The sequence below is a fragment of the Caballeronia sp. LZ008 genome (assembly GCF_031451435.1).
GTDB classification, from domain to species: domain Bacteria; phylum Pseudomonadota; class Gammaproteobacteria; order Burkholderiales; family Burkholderiaceae; genus Caballeronia; species Caballeronia zhejiangensis.
On sequence record NZ_JARUXK010000001.1, the window covers coordinates 2,776,799 to 2,801,526 of the forward strand.

General features: G+C 62.5%; 21 protein-coding genes. 15 read left to right on the top strand and 6 right to left on the bottom strand.

Translation table 11 applies throughout. From position 1 onward, the window contains the following. Positions 1–179 precede the first annotated feature (179 nt). The 12 genes from QCE49_RS12935 to QCE49_RS12990 all read left to right on the top strand — a co-directional run bounded on the left by QCE49_RS12935 (position 180) and on the right by QCE49_RS12990 (position 14,391). The gene (locus QCE49_RS12935; RefSeq protein ID WP_250457164.1) at positions 180–1,550 is read left to right on the top strand and encodes an undecaprenyl-phosphate glucose phosphotransferase; all 1,371 of its coding nucleotides are present in this window, start codon (positions 180–182) and stop codon (positions 1,548–1,550) included. Between the two features lie 16 nt (positions 1,551–1,566). After that, positions 1,567–2,715: a polysaccharide biosynthesis/export family protein gene (locus tag QCE49_RS12940; protein ID WP_250457118.1), complete on the top strand. Its 1,149-nt coding sequence runs from the start codon at positions 1,567–1,569 to the stop codon at positions 2,713–2,715. Then, entirely contained in the window at positions 2,712–3,149 is a 438-nt protein-coding gene (locus QCE49_RS12945; protein ID WP_250440276.1) for a low molecular weight protein-tyrosine-phosphatase, read from the top strand. The genes QCE49_RS12940 and QCE49_RS12945 overlap by 4 nt, the downstream gene beginning before the upstream one ends. After that, positions 3,146–5,362 carry a polysaccharide biosynthesis tyrosine autokinase gene (locus tag QCE49_RS12950; RefSeq protein ID WP_250457117.1) on the top strand — a complete coding sequence of 739 codons (2,217 nt, stop codon included), beginning with the start codon at positions 3,146–3,148 and terminating at the stop codon, positions 5,360–5,362. The genes QCE49_RS12945 and QCE49_RS12950 overlap by 4 nt, the downstream gene beginning before the upstream one ends. 35 nt (positions 5,363–5,397) lie before the next feature. Continuing rightward, a complete protein-coding gene (gene wecB, locus QCE49_RS12955) occupies positions 5,398–6,543 on the top strand; it encodes a non-hydrolyzing UDP-N-acetylglucosamine 2-epimerase (RefSeq protein WP_208456978.1) in 1,146 nt (381 codons plus the stop codon). Positions 6,544–6,579: 36 nt separating this feature from the next. Further along, positions 6,580–7,824 carry a UDP-N-acetyl-D-mannosamine dehydrogenase gene (gene wecC, locus QCE49_RS12960; RefSeq protein ID WP_250457116.1) on the top strand — a complete coding sequence of 415 codons (1,245 nt, stop codon included), beginning with the start codon at positions 6,580–6,582 and terminating at the stop codon, positions 7,822–7,824. After that, on the top strand, positions 7,817–9,244 hold the full coding sequence (locus QCE49_RS12965; protein ID WP_250457115.1) for a lipopolysaccharide biosynthesis protein: 1,428 nt from the start codon (positions 7,817–7,819) through the stop codon (positions 9,242–9,244). Before wecC ends, QCE49_RS12965 begins: the two co-directional genes overlap by 8 nt. After that, positions 9,190–10,368, top strand: a complete 1,179-nt coding sequence (locus QCE49_RS12970) for a glycosyltransferase (RefSeq protein ID WP_250457114.1) — start codon at positions 9,190–9,192, stop codon at positions 10,366–10,368. The genes QCE49_RS12965 and QCE49_RS12970 overlap by 55 nt, the downstream gene beginning before the upstream one ends. 2 nt (positions 10,369–10,370) lie before the next feature. After that, entirely contained in the window at positions 10,371–11,648 is a 1,278-nt protein-coding gene (locus tag QCE49_RS12975) for a VpsF family polysaccharide biosynthesis protein (protein ID WP_309806002.1), read from the top strand. 79 nt (positions 11,649–11,727) lie between these two features. Then, positions 11,728–12,807: a glycosyltransferase family 4 protein gene (locus QCE49_RS12980; protein ID WP_250457113.1), complete on the top strand. Its 1,080-nt coding sequence runs from the start codon at positions 11,728–11,730 to the stop codon at positions 12,805–12,807. 82 nt (positions 12,808–12,889) lie between these two features. Next, positions 12,890–13,594, top strand: coding sequence for a WecB/TagA/CpsF family glycosyltransferase (locus tag QCE49_RS12985; RefSeq protein ID WP_279613007.1), 705 nt, complete (start codon positions 12,890–12,892; stop codon positions 13,592–13,594). Then, positions 13,594–14,391, top strand: a complete 798-nt coding sequence (locus QCE49_RS12990) for a heparin lyase I family protein (RefSeq protein ID WP_175979629.1) — start codon at positions 13,594–13,596, stop codon at positions 14,389–14,391. Before QCE49_RS12985 ends, QCE49_RS12990 begins: the two co-directional genes overlap by 1 nt. A 29-nt stretch (positions 14,392–14,420) precedes the next feature. Here the strand turns inward: QCE49_RS12990 and QCE49_RS12995 are convergent, their stop codons facing one another. The 6 genes from QCE49_RS12995 to QCE49_RS13020 form a co-directional block, all read right to left on the bottom strand. Next, entirely contained in the window at positions 14,421–15,512 is a 1,092-nt protein-coding gene (locus tag QCE49_RS12995; protein ID WP_175979630.1) for a TraB/GumN family protein, read from the bottom strand. Between the two features lie 44 nt (positions 15,513–15,556). Next, positions 15,557–16,561 carry a peptide ABC transporter ATP-binding protein gene (locus QCE49_RS13000; protein ID WP_250457112.1) on the bottom strand — a complete coding sequence of 335 codons (1,005 nt, stop codon included), beginning with the start codon at positions 16,559–16,561 and terminating at the stop codon, positions 15,557–15,559. Then, on the bottom strand, positions 16,558–17,550 hold the full coding sequence (locus QCE49_RS13005; protein WP_175979632.1) for an ABC transporter ATP-binding protein: 993 nt from the start codon (positions 17,548–17,550) through the stop codon (positions 16,558–16,560). The genes QCE49_RS13000 and QCE49_RS13005 overlap by 4 nt, the downstream gene beginning before the upstream one ends. A 1-nt stretch (position 17,551) precedes the next feature. Further along, positions 17,552–18,469: an ABC transporter permease subunit gene (locus QCE49_RS13010; protein ID WP_008352613.1), complete on the bottom strand. Its 918-nt coding sequence runs from the start codon at positions 18,467–18,469 to the stop codon at positions 17,552–17,554. A gap of 91 nt (positions 18,470–18,560) precedes the next feature. Next, entirely contained in the window at positions 18,561–19,571 is a 1,011-nt protein-coding gene (locus QCE49_RS13015; RefSeq protein ID WP_008352611.1) for an ABC transporter permease subunit, read from the bottom strand. A 125-nt stretch (positions 19,572–19,696) separates the two neighbouring features. After that, positions 19,697–21,331 (bottom strand): ABC transporter substrate-binding protein, encoded by a 1,635-nt coding sequence (locus tag QCE49_RS13020; protein ID WP_175979634.1) that lies wholly within the window; start codon positions 21,329–21,331, stop codon positions 19,697–19,699. Positions 21,332–21,521: 190 nt separating this feature from the next. Between QCE49_RS13020 and QCE49_RS13025 the strand changes: the two genes are divergently transcribed. Genes QCE49_RS13025 through QCE49_RS13035 form a run of 3 tightly spaced genes read left to right on the top strand, consistent with a single transcriptional unit; the run spans position 21,522 to position 24,392 of the window. Then, a complete protein-coding gene (locus QCE49_RS13025) occupies positions 21,522–22,673 on the top strand; it encodes a hypothetical protein (RefSeq protein WP_250457111.1) in 1,152 nt (383 codons plus the stop codon). Continuing rightward, entirely contained in the window at positions 22,657–23,700 is a 1,044-nt protein-coding gene (locus tag QCE49_RS13030; protein ID WP_250457110.1) for a hypothetical protein, read from the top strand. Before QCE49_RS13025 ends, QCE49_RS13030 begins: the two co-directional genes overlap by 17 nt. After that, positions 23,697–24,392 (top strand): hypothetical protein, encoded by a 696-nt coding sequence (locus QCE49_RS13035; RefSeq protein ID WP_250457109.1) that lies wholly within the window; start codon positions 23,697–23,699, stop codon positions 24,390–24,392. Before QCE49_RS13030 ends, QCE49_RS13035 begins: the two co-directional genes overlap by 4 nt. Positions 24,393–24,728 lie beyond the last annotated feature (336 nt).

The window sequence follows — 24,728 nt, forward strand, 5'->3', positions numbered from 1 at the left end:
GCATGCGTCAATCATTAAACTTTGAAAAATCGCATCCATATTTCAAATATGGGTAATTAGGACGATGCTTATATCTGCCGTGTAATGGCTAATGGAGACTGTTTCACTCATGAATCTGGTTCTCCATATATTCGCCATTCACGATCGACAGGCGAGCCGGTATTCCGCCTTTGTCCGCCATGCGATTGCCGAGCTATTTCCAACTAAATAACGCACCTTCCGGCCGTGATTTACCGCTGCGACTTGTCGAAAGCGTCTTCGTCGTAGTCTGCGCAATAACCGTCCATAAGCAGACCGAGGGAAGCTCATTCGCAGCGTATCGGAGCACCGTCGTCGCACTCGCGATCATTTTCGCGTGGTGCGCAATGGACGTGCGTGGAACGTCTCGTGCCGCGCCCCGCGTAGGCGCGCTTCTGTCGGCGCTCGGGTGGGTGTTCTGCGAAGCGCTCGCCATCGGCACGGTCAAGCTGATGCATCCGGACTACCAGCCCTCGCTCCGTGCATTCGCAGGTCTGGGCGTGATGACCGCGCTCGGAATCTTTGTACTCAGGATCGCCGGTTCGCGTGGGGCGCCAATCTATTCGGTGGCTGTCGCGGGGTGCCGCGATCATTGCGCCTTCCTCGTGCGCAGCCTCGATGCCATCCGCAAGCCGATCTACCGCATCGAAGCGCAATTCGAGACGGGGGCGCCAACAGCGCCTCCGCTGAACGGCGTGCCGCGCTTTTTCGATCTCGACGCCTTTACATCGCATGTGCGTACGCAGCGGATCGACGAACTGTGGCTCGCCCTGCCGCTCACCGATGAGAAATCGCTGCGCCGCGTGCTCCATGCGTTCCGCAACGAACTGGTGAATATCCGGTTCATTCCGGATGTGACCAGCCTGTCGCGCTTCCAAAGCAGCACGGCCGATGGCAACGGCCTGCTCGCGATCAATCTCGTCGCCTCGCCGCTCAACGGTGATACGCCCGCCATCAAGACGATCTTCGATCGCGTGTTCGCCACGTGCGCGATTCTCGGAACCTTGCCGCTGCTGATCGCGATCGCGCTCGCCGTCAAGCTCTCGTCGCCGGGACCGGTGCTGTTCAAGCAGCGACGCCGCGGCGCGAGCGGGCAGCCGTTCGAGATCTACAAGTTCCGCACGATGCACCTGCACGCGGCAGACGACGGCGTCGTCCAGGCCACGCGCGGCGATCCGCGCGTCACGCGCGTCGGCGCGTTTCTGCGTCGCACGAGCCTCGACGAGCTGCCGCAATTTTTCAACGTGCTGCGCGGCGAGATGTCGGTCGTGGGGCCGCGTCCGCATGCGATCGAGCATGACGATCTCTATCAGGACATCGTCGACGACTACATCCATCGGTATCGCATCAAGCCGGGCATCACCGGCTGGGCGCAGATCAACGGATTTCGCGGCGAAACCGATTCGGTCGACAAGATGCAGCAGCGCATCGAACACGATCTCTATTACCTCGGCAACTGGTCGTTCGCGCTCGATATGCGCATCGTCCTCGCGACCATCGTGCGGGGTTTCGTTCATCGCAATGCGTATTGATGCGCAGGCCTTATCCATGAAGCAATCAACCGAACGCGTTCGCCCGGCGACCGGGCGCGCTTCGTTTCTACCAACGACGCTGACGATCGCGCTGACGTGCGCGCTGAGCGCGTGCGCGTTCGCGCCCGGCTTTCACATGAACGAAGCCGGATCGCAGGTCGAAGCCACCGCGGCGACGCCCGCGATCGCCGTTACGGAGCTCGATCTCGCGCTCGTGAAGCGCTACGCCGCGCAACGCAAGACGCGTCAGGATCAGCAGGCGAAGCAGCTTTTCGGCACGCCGGGAACGTACACGGTCGGACCGGGCGACGTGCTGCAGATCGTCGTCTGGGATCATCCGGAATTTGCCGCAGCGCTCGGCTCCGTACAGAGCCAGACGAGCGCGAAGGCAAGCGACCCCGCGCCCGGTTTCGTCGTCGATCAGCAGGGCAAGTTGCGCTTCCCGTATGCAGGGTCGCTGGCGGTCGCCGGGCTGCGCACCGATGAAATCCAGCAAAGGCTGACCAGCGCGCTTTCGATGTATCTCGTCAAGCCGCAAGTCACCGTGCGGATGGCTTCGTATCGCTCGCGCCAGGTCTTTGTCGACGGCCAGGTCCATAACCCCGGCGCGCTTGCGCTGACCGATGTGCCGCTCAGCTTCTACGACGCGATCGCGCGCGCCGGCGGCTTCAGCGACAACGCCGATCAGAGCGATGTCGTGCTGGTGCGCGGCGGCGCCTCGCACCGGATCGACGTGCCGCAACTGCTCGCGCAAGGGCTCAACCCGTCGACGCTGTATCTGAAGTCCGGCGACCTGCTGCGCGTCGCATCGCGCGACGACAACGTCGTCTATGTGATGGGCGAAGTAAGCAGGCCCGGCCGCGCCGCACCGCGCCGCGACGGCCGCATGTCGCTCGCCGATGCGCTCGCGCAGGCGGGCAGCATCAATCCGAACACGGCGGACACCGCGCAGATGTTCGTGATCCGCCCGGACGACGACGCACCGCAAGTGTTTCACCTCGACAGCCGTTCGCCCGTGTCGATGCTCGTGGCGAACGAATTCGAGCTGCAGCCTAAGGACATCGTCTATGTGGACGGCAGCGGCCTCGTGCGCTTCAACCGCGTGATCAGTTTGCTGATGCCGCTGGTCAACGCCGGCCTCACGGCGGGAGTGCTCGCGAAATGATCCGCTCCGTGCTGATGGTGTGCGAGGGGAATATCTGCCGCAGTCCGCTCGCGGCGGCGATGCTCGCGCGCGAGTTGCCGCACCTGCCGGTCGTTTCTGCGGGAACGCGCGCGCTCGCCGGGCATCCAGCCGATCCGGCCATCGCCGACATGGCCGATGCGCACGGCATCCCGCTCGACTCGCACGTCGCGAGACAGCTCGACGGCGCTCTCGTCCGCGAAGCCGATCTGATTCTCACGATGACCCAGGAACAGCGCCGCTGGATCGAGACGACCTGGCCATTCACTCGCGGCAAGGTCTTCCGCCTTTGCGACGAAACGGGCGCGGACGTGGCCGATCCCTACAAGCGCCATCGCGCGGTGTTCGACCTGGCTTTCGCGCAGATCCGCGCGGGCGTCTCGCAATGGAGCCGCGCATTGGCGGTGCAACGATGAAAGACATTCAAGTCAAACCATCACAGACCTATTCCGACACGACAGGCGACGACGAAATCCGCCTGTTCGAGATTCTCGGCGTCCTGCGCGAGAGCCGCGGGCTCATCGCGGCCGCGACGGCGTGCACGTTTCTGATCGGTTCGCTGTACGCATTCCTCGCCACGCCGACCTATCGCGCCGACGCGCTGATCCAGGTCGATGACGACAGCGGTACGGGCTCGCTCAACGACAAGCTCGGCGATCTCGCGGCGTTGTTCCAGAACAAGGCCAGCACCGATGCGGAAATCGAACTGATGCGCTCGCGCGCGGTGATCGGCGACGCGGTCGCGCGTCTGCACCTCGATATCGATGCGAAGCCGCGTTATGCGCCGCTCGTCGGCAAGCCGTTCGTCCGTTTCCTGGCCGGCGACGGCCTCACCGGCGCGCCGCCCGGCCTGGGCGGTTATGCGTGGGGCGGCGAGCGCATCGCCGTGTCGAAATTCGACGTGCCGGCGCGCTGGCACGGGAAGCCCTTCACGCTGATCGCGGGCGACGCGGGGCGCTACGAACTGCAATCGGCCGACGGCGCCACCATCCTGCGCGGAACGGCTGGCCAGCCGGCGTCCGCGCGAACGGGCAACGACAGTGTCGAACTCACCGTGACATCGCTGCGCGCGCGGCCCGGCACGCGCTTCGACGTGACGCGCCTGTCGACGCAGCGGACCATCGCCGATCTGCAGCAGGGCCTCAAGATCGCGGAAAAGACGAAGCAGTCCGGAATCGTCGGAATGACGCTCGACGGCGCCGATGCCGAAAGCATCACGCAGACGGTCAACACGATCGCGACGCTCTACGTGCAACGAAACGTCGACCGGAAATCGGCACAGGCGCAGCAGATGCTCGCGTTTCTGGGCGATCAGCTGCCGCAATTGCGCGCCGATCTCGACCAGGCCGAAGCACGCTACAACGAATTTCGCGCGCAGCACGGTGCCGTCGATCTGGAAGAGCAAAGCAAGCTGCTGCTTCAAACCGTCGTCGAAAACAAGACGAAGATCATCGAGCTTCAGCAGCAGCGCGTCGACCTGGTTCAGCGTTACACGGCGCTGCATCCATCGGTGACGGCGGTCGACGCACGCATCGCCGAATTGCGGCGGCAATCGGATACCTACGAGCGGCAGATCGGCGAGCTGCCGTCGGTGCAACAAGACGCCGTGCGTCTTCTGCGCGATGTGCGGGTCAGCAACGACCTGTACACCAGTCTGCTCAACAGCACGCAGCAGTTACGCGTGCTCAGGGCGGGCCAACTCGGCAACGTTCGCACCGTCGACTACGCGGTCGTGCCGGAGAAGGCCGTCGCGCCCAAAAAGGCGCTCACGCTCGCGCTCTCGCTCGTGCTCGGACTTCTCGCCGGATGCGGCCTCGCGCTCGGACGGCGGATGCTCAGTCGCGGACTCGAAACGCCGGCGGAGGTCGAAGCGGCGATCGATCTGCCTGTCTATGCGCTCATCTCCCACTCCGACCGCCAGGCGTCGCTCGACGCATCGCGCGAACGCGATCCGGCGAAGCCTCGGGTGCTCGCAAGCGCGTCGCCGAACGACATCGCCATCGAAGGTCTGCGCAGCTTGCGCACGGCGCTGCAGTTCGGCGTTCTAAGGAAGCGCAACAAGATCGTGATGTTCACTGGCGCGCGCCCCGGCATCGGCAAATCGTTCATCTCGGTCAATTTCGCGAGCGTGCTCGCTGCGGGCGGAGAACGCGTGCTGCTCCTCGATGCCGACATGCGGCGCGGCGATCTGCAAGGTGTTCTGGGTCTGGCCCGCGCATCGGGCCTCGCGGAATTGATCGGCGGCGCCAGTCTGCAAAGCGTGATTCGCAGGGGCGTGCTGCCGGGGCTCGATGTCATCACGGGTGGCGGCACGCCCGATTTGCCATCGGAACTGCTGTTGAGCGGGCGCTTCGAGCAACTGTTCGAAGAGCTGCGGACGCTCTATGACTTCGTGATCATCGACTCGCCGCCGGTGCTTGCCGTCACCGATGCCGGCCTGATCGGCCGCCACGCCGATGCGACTCTCCTCGTTGTCCGGCACGGCTGCCATACCGCCGCCGAGCTGGGCCAGACCATGCGTCAGCTCACGAGCGCGGGTGTGTCGGTCGACGGGGCACTGCTTACCGACACGCCGTCCCGCGGGATGTCCTACGGGGCCTTCTCCCAGTATGGAAGCCCGAAGTCATGAAGCCATCGGACTCTTTGCATTCCTCAAGGTCAAGATTGAAAAAACTGCTCTTCACCTTCGGCACGCGTCCCGAAGCGATCAAGATGGCGCCGCTCGTCAAGCGGATGGCGCTCGAATCCGGCTTCGAATGCCGCGTGTGCGTGACCGGTCAGCATCGCGAGATGCTGGATCAGGTGCTCGCGCTGTTCGACATCCGCCCCGACTTCGATCTCAACGTCATGAAGCGCGGTCAGGATCTTTACGACGTCACCGCCGCGATTCTCGCCGGGATGCGCGACGTGCTCGCCGCGTATCGGCCGGACATGGTCCTCGTGCACGGCGACACCACGACGACGATGGCCGCGACGCTCGCCGCGTTCTATCAGCGCATTCCGGTCGCGCACGTCGAGGCGGGGCTGCGGACCGGCAATCTCGCGTCGCCATGGCCGGAAGAGGCGAATCGCAAGCTGACCGGCGCACTGGCCGCGCTGCATTTCGCGCCGACCGGACGCGCGCGGAATAACCTGCTCGCGGAAGGCGTGCGCGACGAAACCATCGTCGTGACCGGCAACACGGTCATCGATGCGTTGCTGCAGGTTCGCGAACGTCTCGCGAGCGATGGCACCCTTCGCGCGCGCGCCGATGACGCCCTGCCTTCCTTCGCGTCCGGACGCCGGCTCGTGCTGGTGACGGGACATCGCCGCGAGAGCTTCGGCGGCGGATTCGAGCGCATCTGCACGGCGCTCGCGCAGATCGCGCATGCGTCGCCGGATGCCGACATCGTCTATCCGGTGCATCTGAATCCGAACGTGCGCGAACCCGTCAACCGTCTGCTGACGGGCATCGGCAACGTGCATCTCATCGAGCCGCTCGACTATCTGCCGTTCGTGCGGCTGATGGATCGCGCCGACCTGATCCTCACCGATTCCGGCGGCATTCAGGAGGAAGCGCCCTCGCTGCACAAGCCGGTGCTCGTGATGCGCGATACCACCGAGCGTCAGGAAGCGGTCGACGCCGGCGTGGTGAAGCTCGTGGGCACCGATACCGCCGACATCGTCGACAACGTCATGCACCTGCTGCACGACGCGCGTGCGTACGCGGCGATGAGCCGTGGCGCGAATCCTTATGGCGACGGCCGCGCATGCGATCGCATCGCCGCCGTCTTGCAGGCGTTCGAGCTTCGCCCGGCTCTGGCCGCCTGATCACCTCTCGCAATAGAAGATAGAAGAAGCACAGTCATGGAATTCCAGACAATCTCCGTCATCGGTCTCGGCTATATCGGTTTGCCTACGGCGGCCGCGTTCGCCGCGCGCCGCAAGCAAGTCATCGGCGTCGATGTGAATCAGCATGCCGTCGATACCATCAATCGCGGCGAGATTCATATCGTCGAGCCGGAACTCGACATGCTGGTGCACGCCGCGGTGACGCAGGGGCATTTGCGTGCGGTGACGTCGCCCGAACCGGCGGATGCGTTTCTGGTGGCGGTGCCGACTCCTTTCACCGACGGCTACAAGCCCGACCTGTCCTATATCGAAGCGGCGAGCCGCGCCATCGCGCCGGTTCTGAAGAAAGGCAACCTGGTCGTGCTGGAATCGACATCGCCTGTCGGCGCGACGGAACAGATGGCGAAATGGCTCGCGGAAATGCGGCCCGATCTGAGCTTTCCGCAGGAGAACGGCGAGGCGTCGGACATTCGCATCGCGCATTGTCCGGAGCGTGTGTTGCCGGGACATGTGATTCGTGAACTGGTGGAGAACGACCGCATCATCGGCGGCATGACGCGGCGCTGCAGCGAAGCGGCGCGCGCGCTCTATCAAACCTTCGTCACGGGCGAGTGCGTCATCACCGACGCGCGCACCGCCGAGATGTGCAAGCTGACCGAGAACGCGTCGCGCGACGTGGGCATTGCGTTCGCGAATGAACTGTCGCTGATCTGCGACCGCCTCGATATCAATGTGTGGGAACTGATCCGGCTCGCGAACCGGCATCCGCGCGTGAATATCCTGCAGCCGGGGCCGGGCGTCGGCGGGCATTGCATCGCGGTGGATCCGTGGTTCATCGTGGATTCGGCGCCCGAGGAAGCACGCCTGATTCGCACGGCGCGCGCCGTGAACGATTCGAAGCCGCACTGGGTGGTCGAGCGCGTCAAACGCGCGGCCGCGCGGTTCAAGGAGCCGGTGATCGCGTGTTTGGGACTCGCCTTCAAGGCGAACATCGACGATTTGCGGGAGAGTCCGGCGCTGGAAATCGTAGCCATGCTCGCGGATGCGCGCATCGGCGGAATCGTCGCCGTGGAACCGAACATTTCGGCATTGCCGCAGCCGCTGCTCGGCAAGATCGAACTGATGAGCATGGCCGACGCGATCAACGCGGCGGACATCATCGTGCTGCTGGTCGATCACCGCGAGTTCTCGTCGATGGACGGCAACCGGATGCTGTCGAAGGTGCTGATCGATACACGTGGAGTGCTCGCTCGTGGCTAGGCGCGGCCTTGGCCTTACCGCGGGCTATGCCGTATCCGTGACCGGAGGCGTGGTATCGCTGATGGCCTACGCACGCGTGCTCGGCCCGCAGGTCTATGGCCAGCTCGCGGTCTATCTGGCGCTCGTCGAGGCGTTTCAGGCCGTCGTTTTTCAGTGGCACAGGCTGGCCTTCGTGCGCTTCTGGACGGCCTCGGCCCGGAACGACGACGCCGATGCGTACCTGCGGACGAGTCACCTCGTCTGGCTGGCGATCGCACTCGTCGCGCTGGCCGCCATCGCTCTGGCGCTCGCGTTCGAGGCCGGCAGCCGCCAGGTGTGGCTCGCCGTCGGCGTGCTCGCGCTGGCGAAAAGCGCGGCGCTTTACACGCAGGAAATCGCGCGGGCGGGCAGCGCCGTGTTGCGATACGCATTCGCGTCGTTCCTGCTCACCGTCGGCGCGACGCTCGCGGGACTGATCGCGTGGTCGCTGACGCATTCCATGACCTTGACCCTGTACGGAACCGCCGCCGTCTTCGTGCTGCAGGCGATTCTCTGCGGCTTCGACAGGGTTGCGGTCATGCGTCACGCGCGCTTCAGCGTGGATCAGTTGCGCGCCATGCTGCATTACGGATTGCCGCTCATACCCGTGTTCATCGCCACGACGGCGATGACGCGCCTCGACCGTCCCATTCTGGCGATGTTCGAGCAACCGGCCGTCGTCGGTATCTACGCCGCGGCCAGCGGGCTCATCACCAACGCCATCTCGGCCGCCTGCCTGCTGATCGTGACGCCGTGCTATCCGTGGCTCTTGCGCGAGAAGGCGTCGCGGTCCGCAGCCGGGCACCGCGCGTTTCATGCCCGGCTCGGCCTGCTGATGCTGGCCTGCGTGTTCGCGGTGTCCATCGTTGTTATGGTGCTGCGTGACGTCGCGCTCCCGCTGATGCTGGGACCGTCGATCGGAAACGCGGCGCTGCCACTGGTGCTGCCGCTGCTGGCGATCGCGACGATTGCCGCGTTCAGGGCGCATTTCTTCGACCAGGCGTATCACCTGCACGCGCGGACCAAGGCGCTGATGAGCATCAACCTTCTGACGATGACGCTCGCGGTAGCCGCAACATATTTCGGCGCGCGCATGGCCGGATGCGGCGGCATGGTGCGCGGCCTTCTCGCGGTGAACGTCGTCGCGCTGCTCATCAGCGCCGCATTCGCGCGGGGCATCGTGGATCTGGGGCGCGTGGTGTCCGGTGCGATCCTCCTGTCTGCGTTCGCCGCGGCGGCTCTGGCGGCTGGCGAGCTATCGAACGACGTGCTGAATCGCGCGGGCCATGCCGGCATATGGACGGAGTGCCTTTCCGCGATCGTCGCGCTTTCGCTCTTCTGCGGCATGTGCGTTGGCGCGAACGTGGGCTCCATTCGGGAAGCACTGAGGGGCAAGCTATGAATGGCAAGCGCGAGGTTCTGTTTCATATTCCCTGCTTGCATGGCGGAGGCGCCGAGCGCGTCGCCGTCGAAATTGCGAAGCACTTCGTCTCGAAGGGTTTCCGGCCGTTTTTCTTCGTTCACACGGAAGGAACCGCTTATCAGTTGCCACCCGGCGTCGAAGTCGTCGTCGCGAGCAAGACCGGGCATCTCGCGCGCGTGCTCGAACTGCGTGCGTTGATCAGGACGAGACGTCCGGAGGCCGTGCTGTCGTTTCTGCCCTATGCCAACCTGATTTCCGTATCGGCCAGACTGTTCGGCGCAAGCCGGACGCGCCTGGTGATCAGCGAGCACTCCGTCTTCGCTCCGTCCGATTCGGTGTACGGGTCTCTGCACAGGACCAGCGCGAAGGCAAAAATCAAGTGGGCGATCGCGCGATGGCTCTATCGGGTGAGCGATTCCATCGTGGCGGTCTCGACAGGCGTCGCACAGGATCTCCGGCGCAGCCTCAAAGGCCGGGCGCCGGACAAGGTGGTCGTCATTCATAACCCGTGCTTCATACCGGGCGCCGTCGCGAACGCGAAGCCGCGTGGAGCCGCCGTGCTCGCTGTGGGGCGGCTGGGCGCGCAAAAAGGCTTCGACGTTCTGATTCGCGCATTCGCATCCGTGCTGAAGACGCGCGGCGACGCCACGCTCGTCATCGCCGGAGAGGGCAAGGACCGCGCTCGTCTGGAGGCGCTGGTCCGTGAACTGGGTTTGTCCGATAGCGTCAGTCTTCCCGGATTCGCCGGCGATGTCGCGGAGCTCTATCGCAACGCGGATCTTTTCGTGTGCTCCTCGAAGCGCGAAGGGTTCGGCAATGTGATCGTCGAGGCTTTGTCATTCGGACTGCCGGTCGTGTCCACGCGTTGCGAACATGGGCCGGACGAGATCCTCGACGGCGGAAAGTACGGACGCCTCGTGCCCGTGGACGACGAGAAAGCACTGGCAGCGGCCATCATCGAGTCTTTGACCGGCGACGTCGACAAGCCGGCGCTGATCGCGCGAGCCGGAGCGTTCTCCCTTGAAGCAATCGGAGATCGCTATCTGGAGCAACTCGGTTTGCAGGCCCACGATGACAAGGCCACTCAGGGAGCCGGAGCGTAGTCGTGAGGCTGTCCGTCTCGAACGTCGTTTCATTCATGTTTCTCGCGGCCGTGTCGCTGGCGCTGTTCCTCAGCGGAGCCGGCCTGAATCTGCTCGGCCTCAACTATTCGGGCAACGAGGGCGCGGGTGGATTGAAGGTCCACCCTTACGTCTGGTTCACCGTCGGCGCGGTGCTCGTGCTTGTGCTCAGGCGCACGGCGGGACCGTCGGCGTGGTCTTGCCGAAGTTTCCGGACACCGATTGCGTGCTCGGTCTTCACGATAGCCGTCCTCATTCTGAAAGCGATCGTCACGGGCGCGCAGGCGCTGGGTTTCGCCGTCGACACGATTCTTGCCATGTTCTGGATAGCGGCGGTCGCGCCGTTCATGAATCAACGCACGGGGCGGCGCACCTTGCGGCTGGGTCTCGCATTCGTGATCCTCGAAAGCGCGATGGCGATTTTCGAGGTCGTCACGCAGACGCAGTTCATTCCAATCGACACATGGTACGGCAGCTATTTTCGTGCGACTGCCCTGCACGGCCATCCGCTGAATAACGCGCTGATCCTGGTCACAGTCGCCGTCGCGTTGCAACTGAGCGGCAAGTCCGCGATTTCGATTCTGGTGTTCGTACTGACGACTGCGGCGCTATCGGCGTTCGGCGCGCGGGGCGCGCTCATGGTCTATCTGACCTTGAATGCGCTGATGTCCATTCGCTTCGGGCTGAGGTCCGTCGGCCGGATGGCGCTGGTGTCGCTCGGCGCGCCCTTCGCCATTGGCCTCGTCGGCTGGATGCTGGCGTCGGGCATGCTCGGCGACCGGATTGCCAATGTCGGCGCCTACGACAGCAGTTCGGGCGTCCGTTTGCAGTCCGTGGAAATCCTGAACTACCTCGACTGGAGAAGCGTCCTCGCCGGAACGGACCCGGACGCGGTGTCGCGCATGATGGATCGGGCGGATATCGGCGTGATCGAGAACTTTCTGGTCGCGTACGTGCTCATGTTCGGCCTGGGATGCACGTTACTGCTGCTCGCCTGTATCTGGATCTGTTTGCGCAGGATCGCACATGACCGGGACGCCCGGACCCGTCGTCGCTTGTCCGTAATGTTCGTCGCCTTCTTCATGACGGCGATGACCAACAACTCGCTCGCAACGAAAACGCCGGCGCTGTATCTCTGCGCCGTATTCGCCTGGGCCGCCGGCCGCGAGATGGACCGGCGCCGGCAGAAGCCGCCGCGCGCTCGCGAAGCTTTCGAAGGCGGTTTGCCCGCTTCGTCCACCGAGGATGTCCGCGACCGATGAAAGCGCTCGCGTCAACGATTTGAACTGCAAGGTAGTGAGGATGAGTGTTTCGAGGTCTGCCGGCGCGCATGGTCGCGCCGTGCAAAAGGTGCTTCACGTCGGCCCGGATATGTCGGCGCAGGGCGGTATCGCTTCCGTTATCGGCGGATATGCGCAACGCAGCGAGCTGTTCGAATCGCAGGGCTACACGCTGAGCTTCGCGGCGACATGCGGCGCCCGCGGTGGGCTGCGACGCATCCGGCAGTTTGCGCGCGCGTGGTGGAAAGTCGTGAGCGGGGCGGTCTCGCGGAATATCGACCTCGTCCATATTCACACGTCGGTCCGTGGCTCGCTGCTCAGAAAGTGGCTCCTCGCCATGACGTGCATCGGCTTGCGCCAAAAGTACATCTTGCATCTGCATAACGGCGCGATGGCGCAGTACATCGAAACGCTTCCCGCGCTGTGCCGCAAGGCGGTCCGTCTTATGTGGAAGCGCGCTGCTCAGGTGATCTGCCTGTCGCGTGACATGGAAGCGTGGCTGGATCGCGACCGGCTCTGCCATCCGGAGAAGCGTCAGCTCATCTACAACGGCATTTCGGATCCCGCGTCGGACGTGGCGTTCGGCAGGTCCGGCTCGCAGCCGCCAACCATTCTGTTCCTCGGCAGGCTCGTGGAAGCCAAAGGCATCAAGGTGCTGCTCGAAGCCGCGGAACGGCTGAAACGGCTCGGCCATCCGTATCGGCTGCTTGTCGCTGGCAGCGGCGACCTCCAAGCGTTCCTGACGGACGTCGAACATCGAAATCTTTCGATGGAAGTGGAGCACCTCGGATGGGCGACGGGCGAACAAAAGGCGCAGTTGCTCGCGAATGCCGACATCTTCGTCTTGCCGTCGCGCAGTGAAGGTTTTCCGGTGGCCATCGTCGAAGCGATGGCGTACGGCGCGACGATCGTTTCCACGAACATTCCCGGCGTCACGGACGCCATCGTTCACGGGCGCGATGGATTGCTGGTGTCGCCCGATGCCGCCGATCAACTCTGCGATGCACTCGCCAAGCTGATCACGTCGCCGGCGCTGCGCACGCAGTTGGCTGCCGCAGCGAGACAACGCTTTCTCGATCGTTTCACCATCGAACGCACGGTCGAATGCCTGGTGAGCGCTTACGACAAGGCCTTGCACTGATACGACCGAACGTGTCCTCGCACTACTTCTCTCAAACATGAACCGTATCGAAATCTTTTCATGCCCGATGGACGTCGCCACCATGGACGAAACCGTCGACTGGATTCGCGCACGCGTCGAGCAGCGGGTATTCACGCAGCACGTCGTCGTGAATGTCGCAAAGCTCGTTCACATGCAGACGGACGAAGCGCTTGCGGAGTCGGTGCGCGCCTGCGACATCGTCAATATCGACGGCATGGGCGTCGTATGGGGCGCGCGGCTGCTAGGCTTCCCGGTACGCGAGCGCGTGGCGGGCGTCGACCTGTTCGGGCGTTTGCTGGAAATGGCCGCCGAGCGCGCGTTGCCGGTGTTCCTTCTCGGCGCCACGCAAGACGTGGTCGATCGCACGGCCAGCGTGGTCACGGCCCGATATCCCGGATTGCGAATCGCAGGCCGTCATCACGGCTATTTCTGGGACGACGAAAAGCGCGTCGTCGATGAGATACGTCAGTCCGGTGCGCGGCTGTTGTTCGTCGCGATCACGTCGCCGAGAAAGGAGAATTTCATCAACCGATGGCGTGAACAACTCGGCGTCGACTTCGTGATGGGCGTCGGCGGCACGTTCGATGTCGTCGCGGGGAAAGTGCGGCGCGCGCCGGTCTGGATGCAGCGCTGCGGGCTCGAATGGCTGTTCCGGGTCTTTCAGGAGCCGCGCCGCATGTGGCGCCGCTACTTCGTGACGAACAACAAATTCGCGTTGATGCTTGCGCGGGCTTCGCTCGCTTCGATGACGCGCCGCAGAACCTGATGTCAAGTAAGCCGGTCTTGCTCGCCGCCGTTTTCGCGATGCTGCTGTCCGCGTGCTCGGTGCTCGCGGATAGCGATAGCGATCGCCCTTATGCGCTGGTTTATCGGAGCCAGTGGAGCAAAGGCGTCGATCCGCGCCTGACGATCCACACGCCGAGGCCCGAATCGCTCGACACCGTCGCGATGCCCGTCGCTGGCGGCGTCGCCCTGAAGTTGTCGATGAGCCGTGCCGACGACTTCTCGCGCGTCGCGAACGGATCGCCGCGTGCCGAAATCGGCTTCGAGCGCATCGCGCGTTTCGCGATCGGCAAGGAATACGAGATCCGGTGGTCCACGGTCATCCCCGCGGACTATCGGCTCGATTCACGGCAACCGGAAATCACCTTCCAGTTGCATCAGGGCGCCTCCGCAGGTTCCCCGCCCGTCTCGCTGATGCTGGCCGGCGGGCGATACCGGCTCGAGATCCGTGGCGGCCCCGGGAAGCCCGTCAATGCGATCGATTTCGGCGCGCCTTCGGGCGACAGGGGAAAAGTCGTCGACTGGTTGCTGCGATACCGTCCGGACGATACGGGCCTTCATCCGCGAACCGATCTCTATATGAACGGAACGCGCGTCGCTCGGTGCGAGACTTGCGCGAATGCGTATCCGGGCGACCGGAACGCGTATCTCAAGCTCGGCATTTACAAATGGTGGTGGATGACGCGACCGTCCGACGTGACCGAGCGCTCGATGTACTACGGCAACGTCGACATTCTCGAACGGGAATCGGCGCCGTCACCGGTCGCGCCGCGCCGATAACGTCGACGGCTGGCCCGGCGATCTGGCGATCACCCCGCTTCCACCACGAACCCTCGCTTTCTCAGAAGCTCGAGCACGCCCCGCGGCCCGCCGAGATGCAACGCGCCGATCGCCACGAACACCGGTTTATCCGGCGCGGCGATGGCGACGATCCGCTGCACGAACCGCTGATTCCGCTGATACACCACGCGATTGTCGACCTGCGCCGCGAGCGCCTTGTTCCGCGCCAGCTTGCTCGACTTGGCGTCGTCCCAGGCCTTGAGCGCATCCGCGTCGCCGATGCGCCACAGCCGGTGCAACTCCTTCACATCGGCGACGTTCTCCGCCGGCGTCTGCACGAGATCCTGCGCGAGCATTTCGCGTTGCTGCGCCGACGAAAGCCGCGTGAATGTCGAAATCTGCTCGTTCAGCGTTTCCAGTCCGACGATCTTCCCGCGCGCGCGAAGATACACGTTCTGCAACTGCGCCTCGGTTCCGTACTCGCTTTGAAACCCGGCCTTCAACGTGTCGTAGGTTTCGATCAGCATCGATGCGAGCCATGGCCGCGTATGCCGGATCTCCTTCAGCGCCGCCGGATTGCTGCGCATGCGCGCCTCGACCTTCTTCCACATCGAGTCAGGCAAATAGTCGATCAGACACGCGCTGCGGCACATGCCATAACGATTCACATCGTCTTGAGAGAGCAGGAGATCGTCGGGGGAAATCTCGAGCGCGAGCGTAGGCGATGCATCGAGCGCCGCGAGTATCGATTTGCGAAACGGTTGCTCGGGCGGATAGTCGCTCGCGAAACCCACATGGAGCGTGCCGAGCAGATAGATGGTCGTCGTGCCCTTGGTCGCGACGTAGAACGGCATGCGCGGCGGCTGCGCGCGCACCGGGCCGCTCGCGGTCGTGCCGGTCGAGCGGTCCGTGCGCGGCGGCGGAGCGGGATTGGCGGGCGCGGCGGCGGACCCGGCATCGCCCGCGGCCTGCGGCGTGCGCGATCCGACCACCGCGAAGCCCGAAGGCGACACCGAGACACCCGCCGTAAACAGCAAGAACGACAGCACGAGGGCTGTCGTTTTGGCGAACGCCGCGCGCGAAAAGCGCGGCTTGACGGTTGAATCCTGCACGATCGACATCTTAAAACATTCGCGTGACGCGTCGTGCAGCCTTCCGGCGAGATTCAGACTTCGGCTTCGCCGACCTCCTCGGCGCGATGGCACGACACCTGACGTCCATCGACCACGCGCAGTTTCGGCTCTTCGACACGGCATCGCTCGATCGCATACGGGCAGCGCTGATGGAACGTGCAGCCCGATGGCGGATTGAGCGGCGACGGCATCTCGCCCTGCAGCTTGATCTTGATGCGCCGGTCTTCCTCGAAGATCGCGGGCGTCGCGGACATGAGCGCGCGCGTGTACGGATGGCGCGGCTTCGCGAAAATCGTCTTCTTGTCGCCGACTTCCGCGACGCCGCCGAAGTACATCACCATCACGTCGTCGGCGATATGCTCCACCACCGACAAATTGTGCGAGATGAACACGTAGCTCGTGCCGAACTGCGCCTGGAGATCCATGAACAGATTCAGGATCTGCGCCTGAATCGACACGTCGAGCGCGGACACCGGCTCGTCGGCGACGACGATCTGCGGATCGAGAATCATCGCCCGCGCGATCGCCACGCGCTGACGCTGCCCGCCCGAAAACATGTGCGGATAACGCGACGCGTGTTCCGGCCGCAAGCCGACGGTACGCATCATCTTCGCGATGCGCTCGGCGCGCTCCGTCGACGAGAGCTTCGTGTTGATCGCGAGCGGTTCGCCGAGCGTCTGCTCGACGGTCTTGCGCGGATTCAGCGACGCGAAAGGGTTCTGGAACACCATCTGCACGCGCTGACGCAACTCGGCGATCTTCGCACGGCTCGCGCCCGCGACATCGTCGCCTTCGATCAGCAGACGGCCCGACGTGGGCGCTTCGATCATCGTCAATTGACGCGCGAGCGTGGACTTGCCGCATCCCGATTCGCCGACGACCGCAAGCGTGCGCCCGCGCTTCAATTCGAACGACACGCCGTTCAACGCCTTCACCGTGCCGTGCTTGAACGCGCTGCGTTTCACGTCGTAATGCTTCGTGAGCCTGTCGGCGGCGAGCACGATGTCCTGATTCGATTCCTTCGGTACGGCGTTCATCGCGCGCCTCCTTCCACGACCACATCGATGTTCAACGGCTTGATGCAGCGCGCCCGCACGGCCGGATCGTTCTTGTCGAGCTGATACAGATTCGGCCGCGCCTTCCGGCAATCGTCGACGACATATTTGCAGCGCGGCGCGAAGAGACATCCGCTCGGGCGATCGTCCTTGCCCGGCACCATGCCCGGCAGCGCCGCGAGACGTTCCGCGCCGCGCGAATGTTCGGGAATCGCCGCGAGCAGCGCTTCCGTGTACGGATGATGCGGCTCGCTGAAGATCGTCGGCACATGATTCGTTTCGATGATCTCGCCCGCGTACATCACCGCGACGCGCTGCGCCACTTCCGACACGACCGCGAGATCGTGCGAAATCAGCACGAGCGCCATGCCGCGTTCCTTCTGCAGCTTCACGAGCAGTTCCATGATCTGCGCCTGGATCGTCACGTCGAGCGCGGTGGTGGGCTCGTCGGCGATCAGCAGCTTCGGATTGCATGCGACCGCCATCGCGATCATCACGCGCTGATTCATGCCGCCCGACATCTGATGCGGAAACGAATTGATGCGGTTCTTCGCGTCCGGAATGCCGACCTGATCGAGCAGTTCGAGCGCGCGTTTGTCGAGCGCATCGCCGCGCAGACCTTCGTGCAGCTTCAGTACTTCCTTGATCTGATAGCCGACGGTGTAGCTCGGGTTCAGGCTCGTCAGCGCGTCCTGAAACACCATCGCGATGTCCTTGCCGATGATCCTGCGACGCGCGCGCGCCGACGCCTTCAGCAAGTCCTTCCCGTCGAACGTGACCTGATCGGCGGTTACTTTGCCTGGCGCGTCGATGAGGCCCATCAGCGCCATCATCGTGACGCTCTTGCCCGAGCCGGATTCGCCGACGACGCCGACGACTTCGCCCGGCTTCACGGACAGATCGATGCGATCGACGGCCTGCGTGCCCCCGAACGTCACCTGCAAATTGCGGATAGTCAGAAGATCGTTCATGTCAGCCCATCCGTTTGAGTTTCGGATCTAGCGCATCGCGCAGACCGTCGCCGAGCAGATTGATGACGAGCACCGAGATCAGGATCGACAGGCCTGGCATCGTCACGATCCACCATGCGCTTTCGATGTAATCGCGCGCCGATGCGAGCATCGCGCCCCACTCCGCCGCCGGCGGCTGCACGCCGAGGCCGAGAAAGCCGAGCGCGGCAGCATCGAGAATCGCGGACGAGAAACCGAGCGTCGCCTGCACGATCAGCGGCGCGGCGCAGTTCGGCAACACTTGCGAGAACATCAGGCGGACGGTGCCCGCGCCCGCGACGCGCGATGCCGTCACGTATTCCTTCTGCAATTCGCCGAGCGCCGAGGCGCGCGTGAGACGCACGTAACCGGGCAGCGCGACGATGGCGATGGCGAGCATCGTGTTGACGAGCCCCGGCCCGATGATCGCGACGACCGCGACCGCGAGCAGCAGCGAAGGCAACGCGAGCAGCACGTCCATCACGCGCATGATCGGCGTATCGAGCCAGTGGAAGAACGCGGCCATCAGACCGAGCACGACGCCCGGAATCAGCGCGAGCACGACCGACACGAAGCCGATCCAGAACGACAGCCGCGCGCCGTACATGAGACGCGAGAGAATGTCGCGGCCGGCTTCATCGGTGCCGAGCAGGAACATGCGGTTGCCGCCTTCGAGCCACGCGGGCGGAATTTTCACGTAATCGCGATATTGCTCGATCGGGCTATGCGGTGCGATCAGCGGCGCGAGCAGCGCGACGAGAATCAGCACGAGCACGATCACGCCCGCGACGACGGCGCCGCGATTGCGCGAGAAATTCGCCCAGAATTCGCGCGCCGCGACCATGCGCCCGGACGGCGGCGTGAGCGCGCCCGGCGGGAGATTGTTTTGAACGTCAGCCATTCGTTATGCCTCGCGCCGAGCGGCCTCAAGCGAGGCATGCGCCCCCTTGGGGGGCAGCGAACAAGTGTGAGCGTGGGGGTACATGTTTTCCTCAGCGAGTATGGCGAATGCGCGGATTCAACACGCCGTACAACAAATCGACGACCAGGTTCACGACGATCACGAGCGTCGCGATCATCAGAATGCCGCCTTGCACGACCGGATAATCGCGGCGCGAAATGGCGTCGATGAGCCACTTGCCGACACCCGGCCACGAGAACAGCGTCTCGGTCAGCACCGCGCCCGCGAGCAGCGTGCCGACCTGCAGGCCGATCACGGTCACGACAGGAATCAGCGCGTTGCGCAGCGCATGCACGACGACCACGCGCAGCGGCGACAAACCCTTCGCGCGCGCCGTGCGGATGTAGTCCTCGCGCAGCACTTCGAGCATCGACGAGCGCGTCATGCGCGCGACGACCGCCAGCGGAATCGTGCCGAGCACGATGGTCGGCAGAATCAGATGCGACACCGCCGACGTGAACGCGCCTTCGTCGCTCGAGAAGAGCGCGTCGATCAACATGAAGCCGGTGACGTGCGGAATGTCGTATTCGACCGCGATGCGGCCCGACACCGGCGTCCAACCGAGCTTCGCCGAGAAGAACATGATGAGGATCAAGCCCCACCAGAAAATCGGCATCGAATAGCCCGTGAGCGCGGTGCCCATCACGCCGTGATCGACGACCGTGCCGCGCCTGAGCGCCGCCGCGACGCCCGCCGGCAAGCCGACGACGAGCGCGAAGATCATCGCGCAGATGGAGAGTTCGACGGTCGCCGGAAAGCGCGCGAGGAACTCGCCCATCACGCTGGTATTCGTGATGATCGACGTGCCGAGATCGCCTTTCAGCGCGTGCCCGACGTAGGTGAGGTATTGGACCGGCAGCGGCTGGTCGAGACCGAGGCGCTTCATGGCTTCGGCGTGCATCGCGGGATCGACGCCACGCTCGCCCATCATCACTTCGATGGGGTCGCCGGGAATCAGGTGGATGAGCGCGAACGCGAGAATCGTAATGCCGATGAACGTCGGTATCACCATTCCTATGCGTCGCAAAACGAATCGGAACATGGATCGTCCTTTTCGGTATTGGGAGGACTCAAAACGTGACCGGCGGCTTGGATCTTGTGGACCCGCGCCGCCGGACCTGTTCGATTAACTATGGTTTAGTGCAAAAAGCGTTCCGTAGACAAACTTTATTGCATGCCGACGCCATCGAAGCGAACGTAGCCGAGCGGCTCGATCTTCATGTTCGTCACCTTCTTGCTCACCGGCTGATACACCGTCGAGTGCGCGATCGGCGAGAACGGCAGTTGCTGCGCGAAGATCTGCTGCGCATCGGTGTAAGCCTTCGTGCGCGCGGCGACATCGGTCGTCGAACGGCCCTTCACGACGAGTTCGTCGAACGGCTTGTAGCACCACTTCGAGAAGTTGCTGCCCTTCACGGCGTCGCAGCCGAGCAGCGTGCCGAGCCAGTTGTCGGGGTCGCCGTTGTCGCCGGTCCAGCCGATCAGGAGCGCATCGTGTTCGCCCGCGTGCGCGCGCTTCAGATACTCGCCCCACTCGTACGAAACGATGTTCGCCTTCACGCCGATCTTCGCCCAGTCGGCCTGGATCATTTCCGCCATCAGCCGCGCGTTCGGGTTGTACGCGCGTTGAACCGGCATCGCCCAGAGCGTGATTTCGAAGCCGTTCGGGAAGCCCGCCTTCGCGAGCAGTTCCTTCGCCTTCGCGGTGTCGTATGTCTGGCCCTTCAGGTTCTTGTCGTAGGACCACTGCGTCGGCGGCATCGGTGCGGTGGCCGGCTGGCCCGCGCCCTGATACACGGAATCGATGATCGCCTTCTTGTTGATCGCCATGTCGAGCGCGCGGCGCACGTCGGTGTTGTCGAGGCCCTTCTTCGTCACGTTGTACGCGACATAGCCTTCGTTGAAGCCCGCCTGTGACGGCGTATCGACATTCGATGCCGACTTCAGCGCGGCGATATCGCCCGGACGCGGATAGCTCATCACCTGGCATTCGTTGTTCTTCAGCTTCTGCACGCGCACGGCCGCGTCCGGCGTGATCGAGAAGATCAGCTTGCTGATCTGCACGGCGTTCGGCTTCCAGTAATCAGGATTGCCGTCGAAGCGGATGGTCGCGTCCTTCGTGTAGCTGCGGAAGATGAACGGACCCGTGCCGACCGGCTGCTGGTTGATGTCGGCGGCCTTGCCGTCTTTCAGCAGCTTGTCCGTGTACTCGGCGGACAGGATCGACGCGTATTCCATCGCCATGTTCTGGATGAACGGCGCGCTGACTTCCTTCAGCGTGAACTTCACGGTGTACGGATCGACCTTCTCGATCTTCGAGATCAGCTTGTCCATGCCGAGGTCCGTGAAGTACGGAAACTGGACGTTGTACGCCTTGCGGAACGGATTGTTCGGGTCGAGCATGCGGTTGAACGTGAAGATCACGTCATCCGCGTTGAATTCGCGCGTCGGCTTGAAGAACGACGTCGTCTGGAACTTCACGCCGTGACGCAGATGGAACGTGTAGCTGAGGCCATCCGACGACACGTCCCACTTTTCGGCGAGACCCGGCTCGACCTTCGTACCGCCGCGCTCGAATTCGACAAGACGGTTATAGACGGTGAAGGTATTCGCGGTGAAATCGGTGCCGGTGGTGTATTGCGCCGGATCGAAGCCGGCCGGGCTGCCTTCCGAGCAATACACGAGCGTCTTGTTCGGGATTCCCGCGGCGTGTGCCGCGGTTGCTGCAAAGAGCGTCGCGGTGGCGACGGCGCCTGCGAGCGCCGATCCGCGGATGGCTCGCAACAGGCTGTTTTTGTTCATGTTTCCTCCAAGTCGATGCCGGCTTCTGGCCGACGTAGCGCGAGTGTACTTGATCGCGCCGCCCCGCTTTTTTCGAAGCACACGCGCAAAGTGGGCGCTACCCTAGCACGAACAAAAGTGACACGTGTACTTGGTTTTCCCCACTAGAGTTTGTCGTCGGTGGCGCTCCGATAAGGGTAGGTTATCGGGCATGTTTGAACGTGATAAGCGGTACACGGATCTTGGGAATCGCGGCGGGCTCAAGCGCCGCTCCTTGATTTCCACTTTGATTGCTCCGAAAGGCTGCCACTCGGCAGGATGCGACACTATTTTTCCACTGGTTGAGCACGCGCATGCTAAAAAAAACGAGCACGCCGAACTGGGCGAATCCAGCCGAACGGAGCAAAAATTGAACGAAAAGATGACCGGGCGAGATACGCCCGACCAGCGGGAAGGCGCCGCGTCTGACGATGCGCAACCAAAACGCTACAAATTAGAAACCGCCACTTGCGTTGTGCCGATGCAGGCCGACGTCTTCGGGCGGCCGTTTTGGGAGTCCTACATGACACCTGAAAGTTATCAGGTGTATGCCGAGTGTCGTGTTCCGCCGGCTTTGCCGGGCGTCGTTATCTTCGTGCATGGCGTTAACTCGGAAGGGGAATGGTACGAAGCGGCGGAGAAGGCGCTATGTGAGGGGTTGAATGCGAGATTGGGGCGGAAGGACCTCAAGTCGAACGACTACACGACCAGTGACGGTAAAGGTGGTGTGTCCCTGCGACGGATCGCGAACGGCGGGTATTCCCCGGTGATTCGCTTTTATTGGGGCTATCGCGCTCAAGAAGGCAAGGAGCATAAATGGCGTGTGCCGCTAAAAAACATCCGTGACGAGGATGGCTGGAAAACCAGGGACTTGAAGGATTCAGGGCCGTGGTTTTGGGGCGGCGGTCCCTTTCAGAACGGCACGAACAACCTCCAGCAACTGTGGAGCGAAACCGGCTTCTCACCCAGAATTGCCAAAGTATTCAACCTCCAATGGTTCAACACCGAATGGGACCGGGAACTGCACGACGCTCCTGGCCGTCAGTACTACGCCCACGCGGCGCAACGCCTCGCGAATTTGATTGACAGGATCCGCACGCGCTGTCCGGACGATACGATCACCGTTATGTCGCATAGTCAGGGAACGATGATCAGCATGGCCCGCCACGCTCATGTGCAAGACGCGCGCGCCCGATTCGCTGGTGGTAATGAACTCGCCTTTTTCGCTGGAAGACAAATCCACAGACGCGTTGACGTGCTGGCACAGTCGCCCCACAACGCGGGCGCGTGTCAATACATTCCGCAACGTGGCGGAACGCATTAAGAAGGATAAAAAGGTCTTTACCGACGAAGAACATGGAATGCTTCATGTGGGCGCGACGCAGGAAATGGAACTGTGGCATGTCAATGCCGTAAACAACGGAATCAAGGAACGTGACAATCACGGGCGCCTTTACGTGTACTTCAATCCGCACGACCGGGTGATGGGCAGCAAAGCCCTTCAAAGCATCGGCTGGCAAGGCGTGAGTGACGCATTGATCGATGAACTGGGCGATACCGTCAAACAGCGGATGCTGGCACGAGGCACGTCCTGTGGGGACGCGCCGGCGACGACGAACTTTGGTACTTTGCCGCCGATTCCTAATCCTGAGCCTGGCGTAAAGCCGGGCGATTTCTGGAATGGCAACCGAACAGCGGCTGGAGTCGAGCTATGGACGGTGCCGGGCAAGAATCAGAAGGTCAATATCAATGCCGAGCAAGTACCTCATCCTATTACGGCTGAGGAGATGTCCAAGAAGCAACAACGTATTGTCACGCGGGTCGAAGCAGGCCAGACGGTAGAAAGCAAGCAACCGGTTGAACGGTACTTCGAGGAAGCGTTGAGCGATCAGGATGCGCTCGGCGCAAAAGATAAGCGTGGAAATTATCTGGATCCTGGCGTTCCTTACCTCGAATCCATACATCGCCTGGAAAAGCAGGTCATGAACGATCCCTATGCGCAGGGCCCGCTAATGCGTACGGAAAACCACGCGGAAATGATCAAGCGCATCGAAGAATATCAACCGATGCCGACGAATCACAGCACCTTGCCGCAACATCATGAATTCATGAGTCGGGTGGTGGCGTGGGATTTGCCGATCGGTTTCTGCGAGTCGCACGACTCGCTCGATTTCTGGCTCAGTCTGATTAAAGACGCGGATTGGACGCAGATCGGTGACGAATACTTCGATAAGGGAACGCTCAATGTTCCTCCCATACCCAAAGGAATTGATCCTGAAACCATTACGGATGAAATCGTAGCCGCAGAAGCGGAACGCCAAAAGATCAACAAACCGGTGTACGAGCAATGAAACGACTCAGGACAATCGTGTTGTTACTGCTGACGTTCCTTGCTGGATGTCAGCAGATGAGTGCACGTGAATTTGAAACAGGTCGGGTTGTGCCGAGCGATCTGCCGAAAAAACAGTATGACTCGCCTGTGCAGGTGATCTATCGGATCGACGATTATCGTTTTGTGACTCTCGAAAATTACGACCATTGCTTCGGTGACACTTGGTACAACGACACGCATACAGGCGTGCGGACCTTGGTTGACGACATGTGGGTCGGCGGTTTTCTCGGCAAACTGATCATCGACGACCCAACGGGCATGAACGTAGTGATCCCAAAAGTATCAACAAATCTGTGCGGTGATCGCGGATGCATGAATTACGCGGCATATTCGACCGACGGCGGACGGACGTTTAATTGGATGCAGTATGACCGCGACCATATTTCGTACGACTCGGTCGAAGCGTCGAAGGAATATACCTTTTCCGTTACGGCTGATTCGCTATATATAACGAGAAAATGGGGAAATTTCGGAGACACACTGACGGATCGCTATCCGTTAGGACCGGGTTATGTCTACGGTAAAAATGCGAGGTTGCCGGAAGGCGTAACCATTCTATTCAGCACAGCTTTGCCTAAGGGATTGCACTCCCCTTCCGGCCAAGACCACTACGTCTGCGACGCGTCAATTCGCCCAACGAATAGACATTGAGCGACTAAGTTAGAAACAAAAACGGTACGTAAATGAATGAGACAGTAGATAGGACTTGCTCTGCTGCTGTTGGCCGCATGCCAGCAAGCACGTCAAGTAGAAATCGTCCGATACGACCAAGCCGTTGTCACGTTTCGTGACATTAGAAAGCTACGACAATTGCGCGGGAGAGACCTAGTACCACGACATGCGGTCGAGTTAGTGCGAAGCCATCGCATCCAGAAGCGGCGAACGAAAAATGACCTCGTCCGTCCGAGAAATGCACTGAGTCCCCCGCTTCGAATGCCTCGACCAGGAACCGCGCGGCGAGCGCCGCGCGGGTGAACATTGATGCTG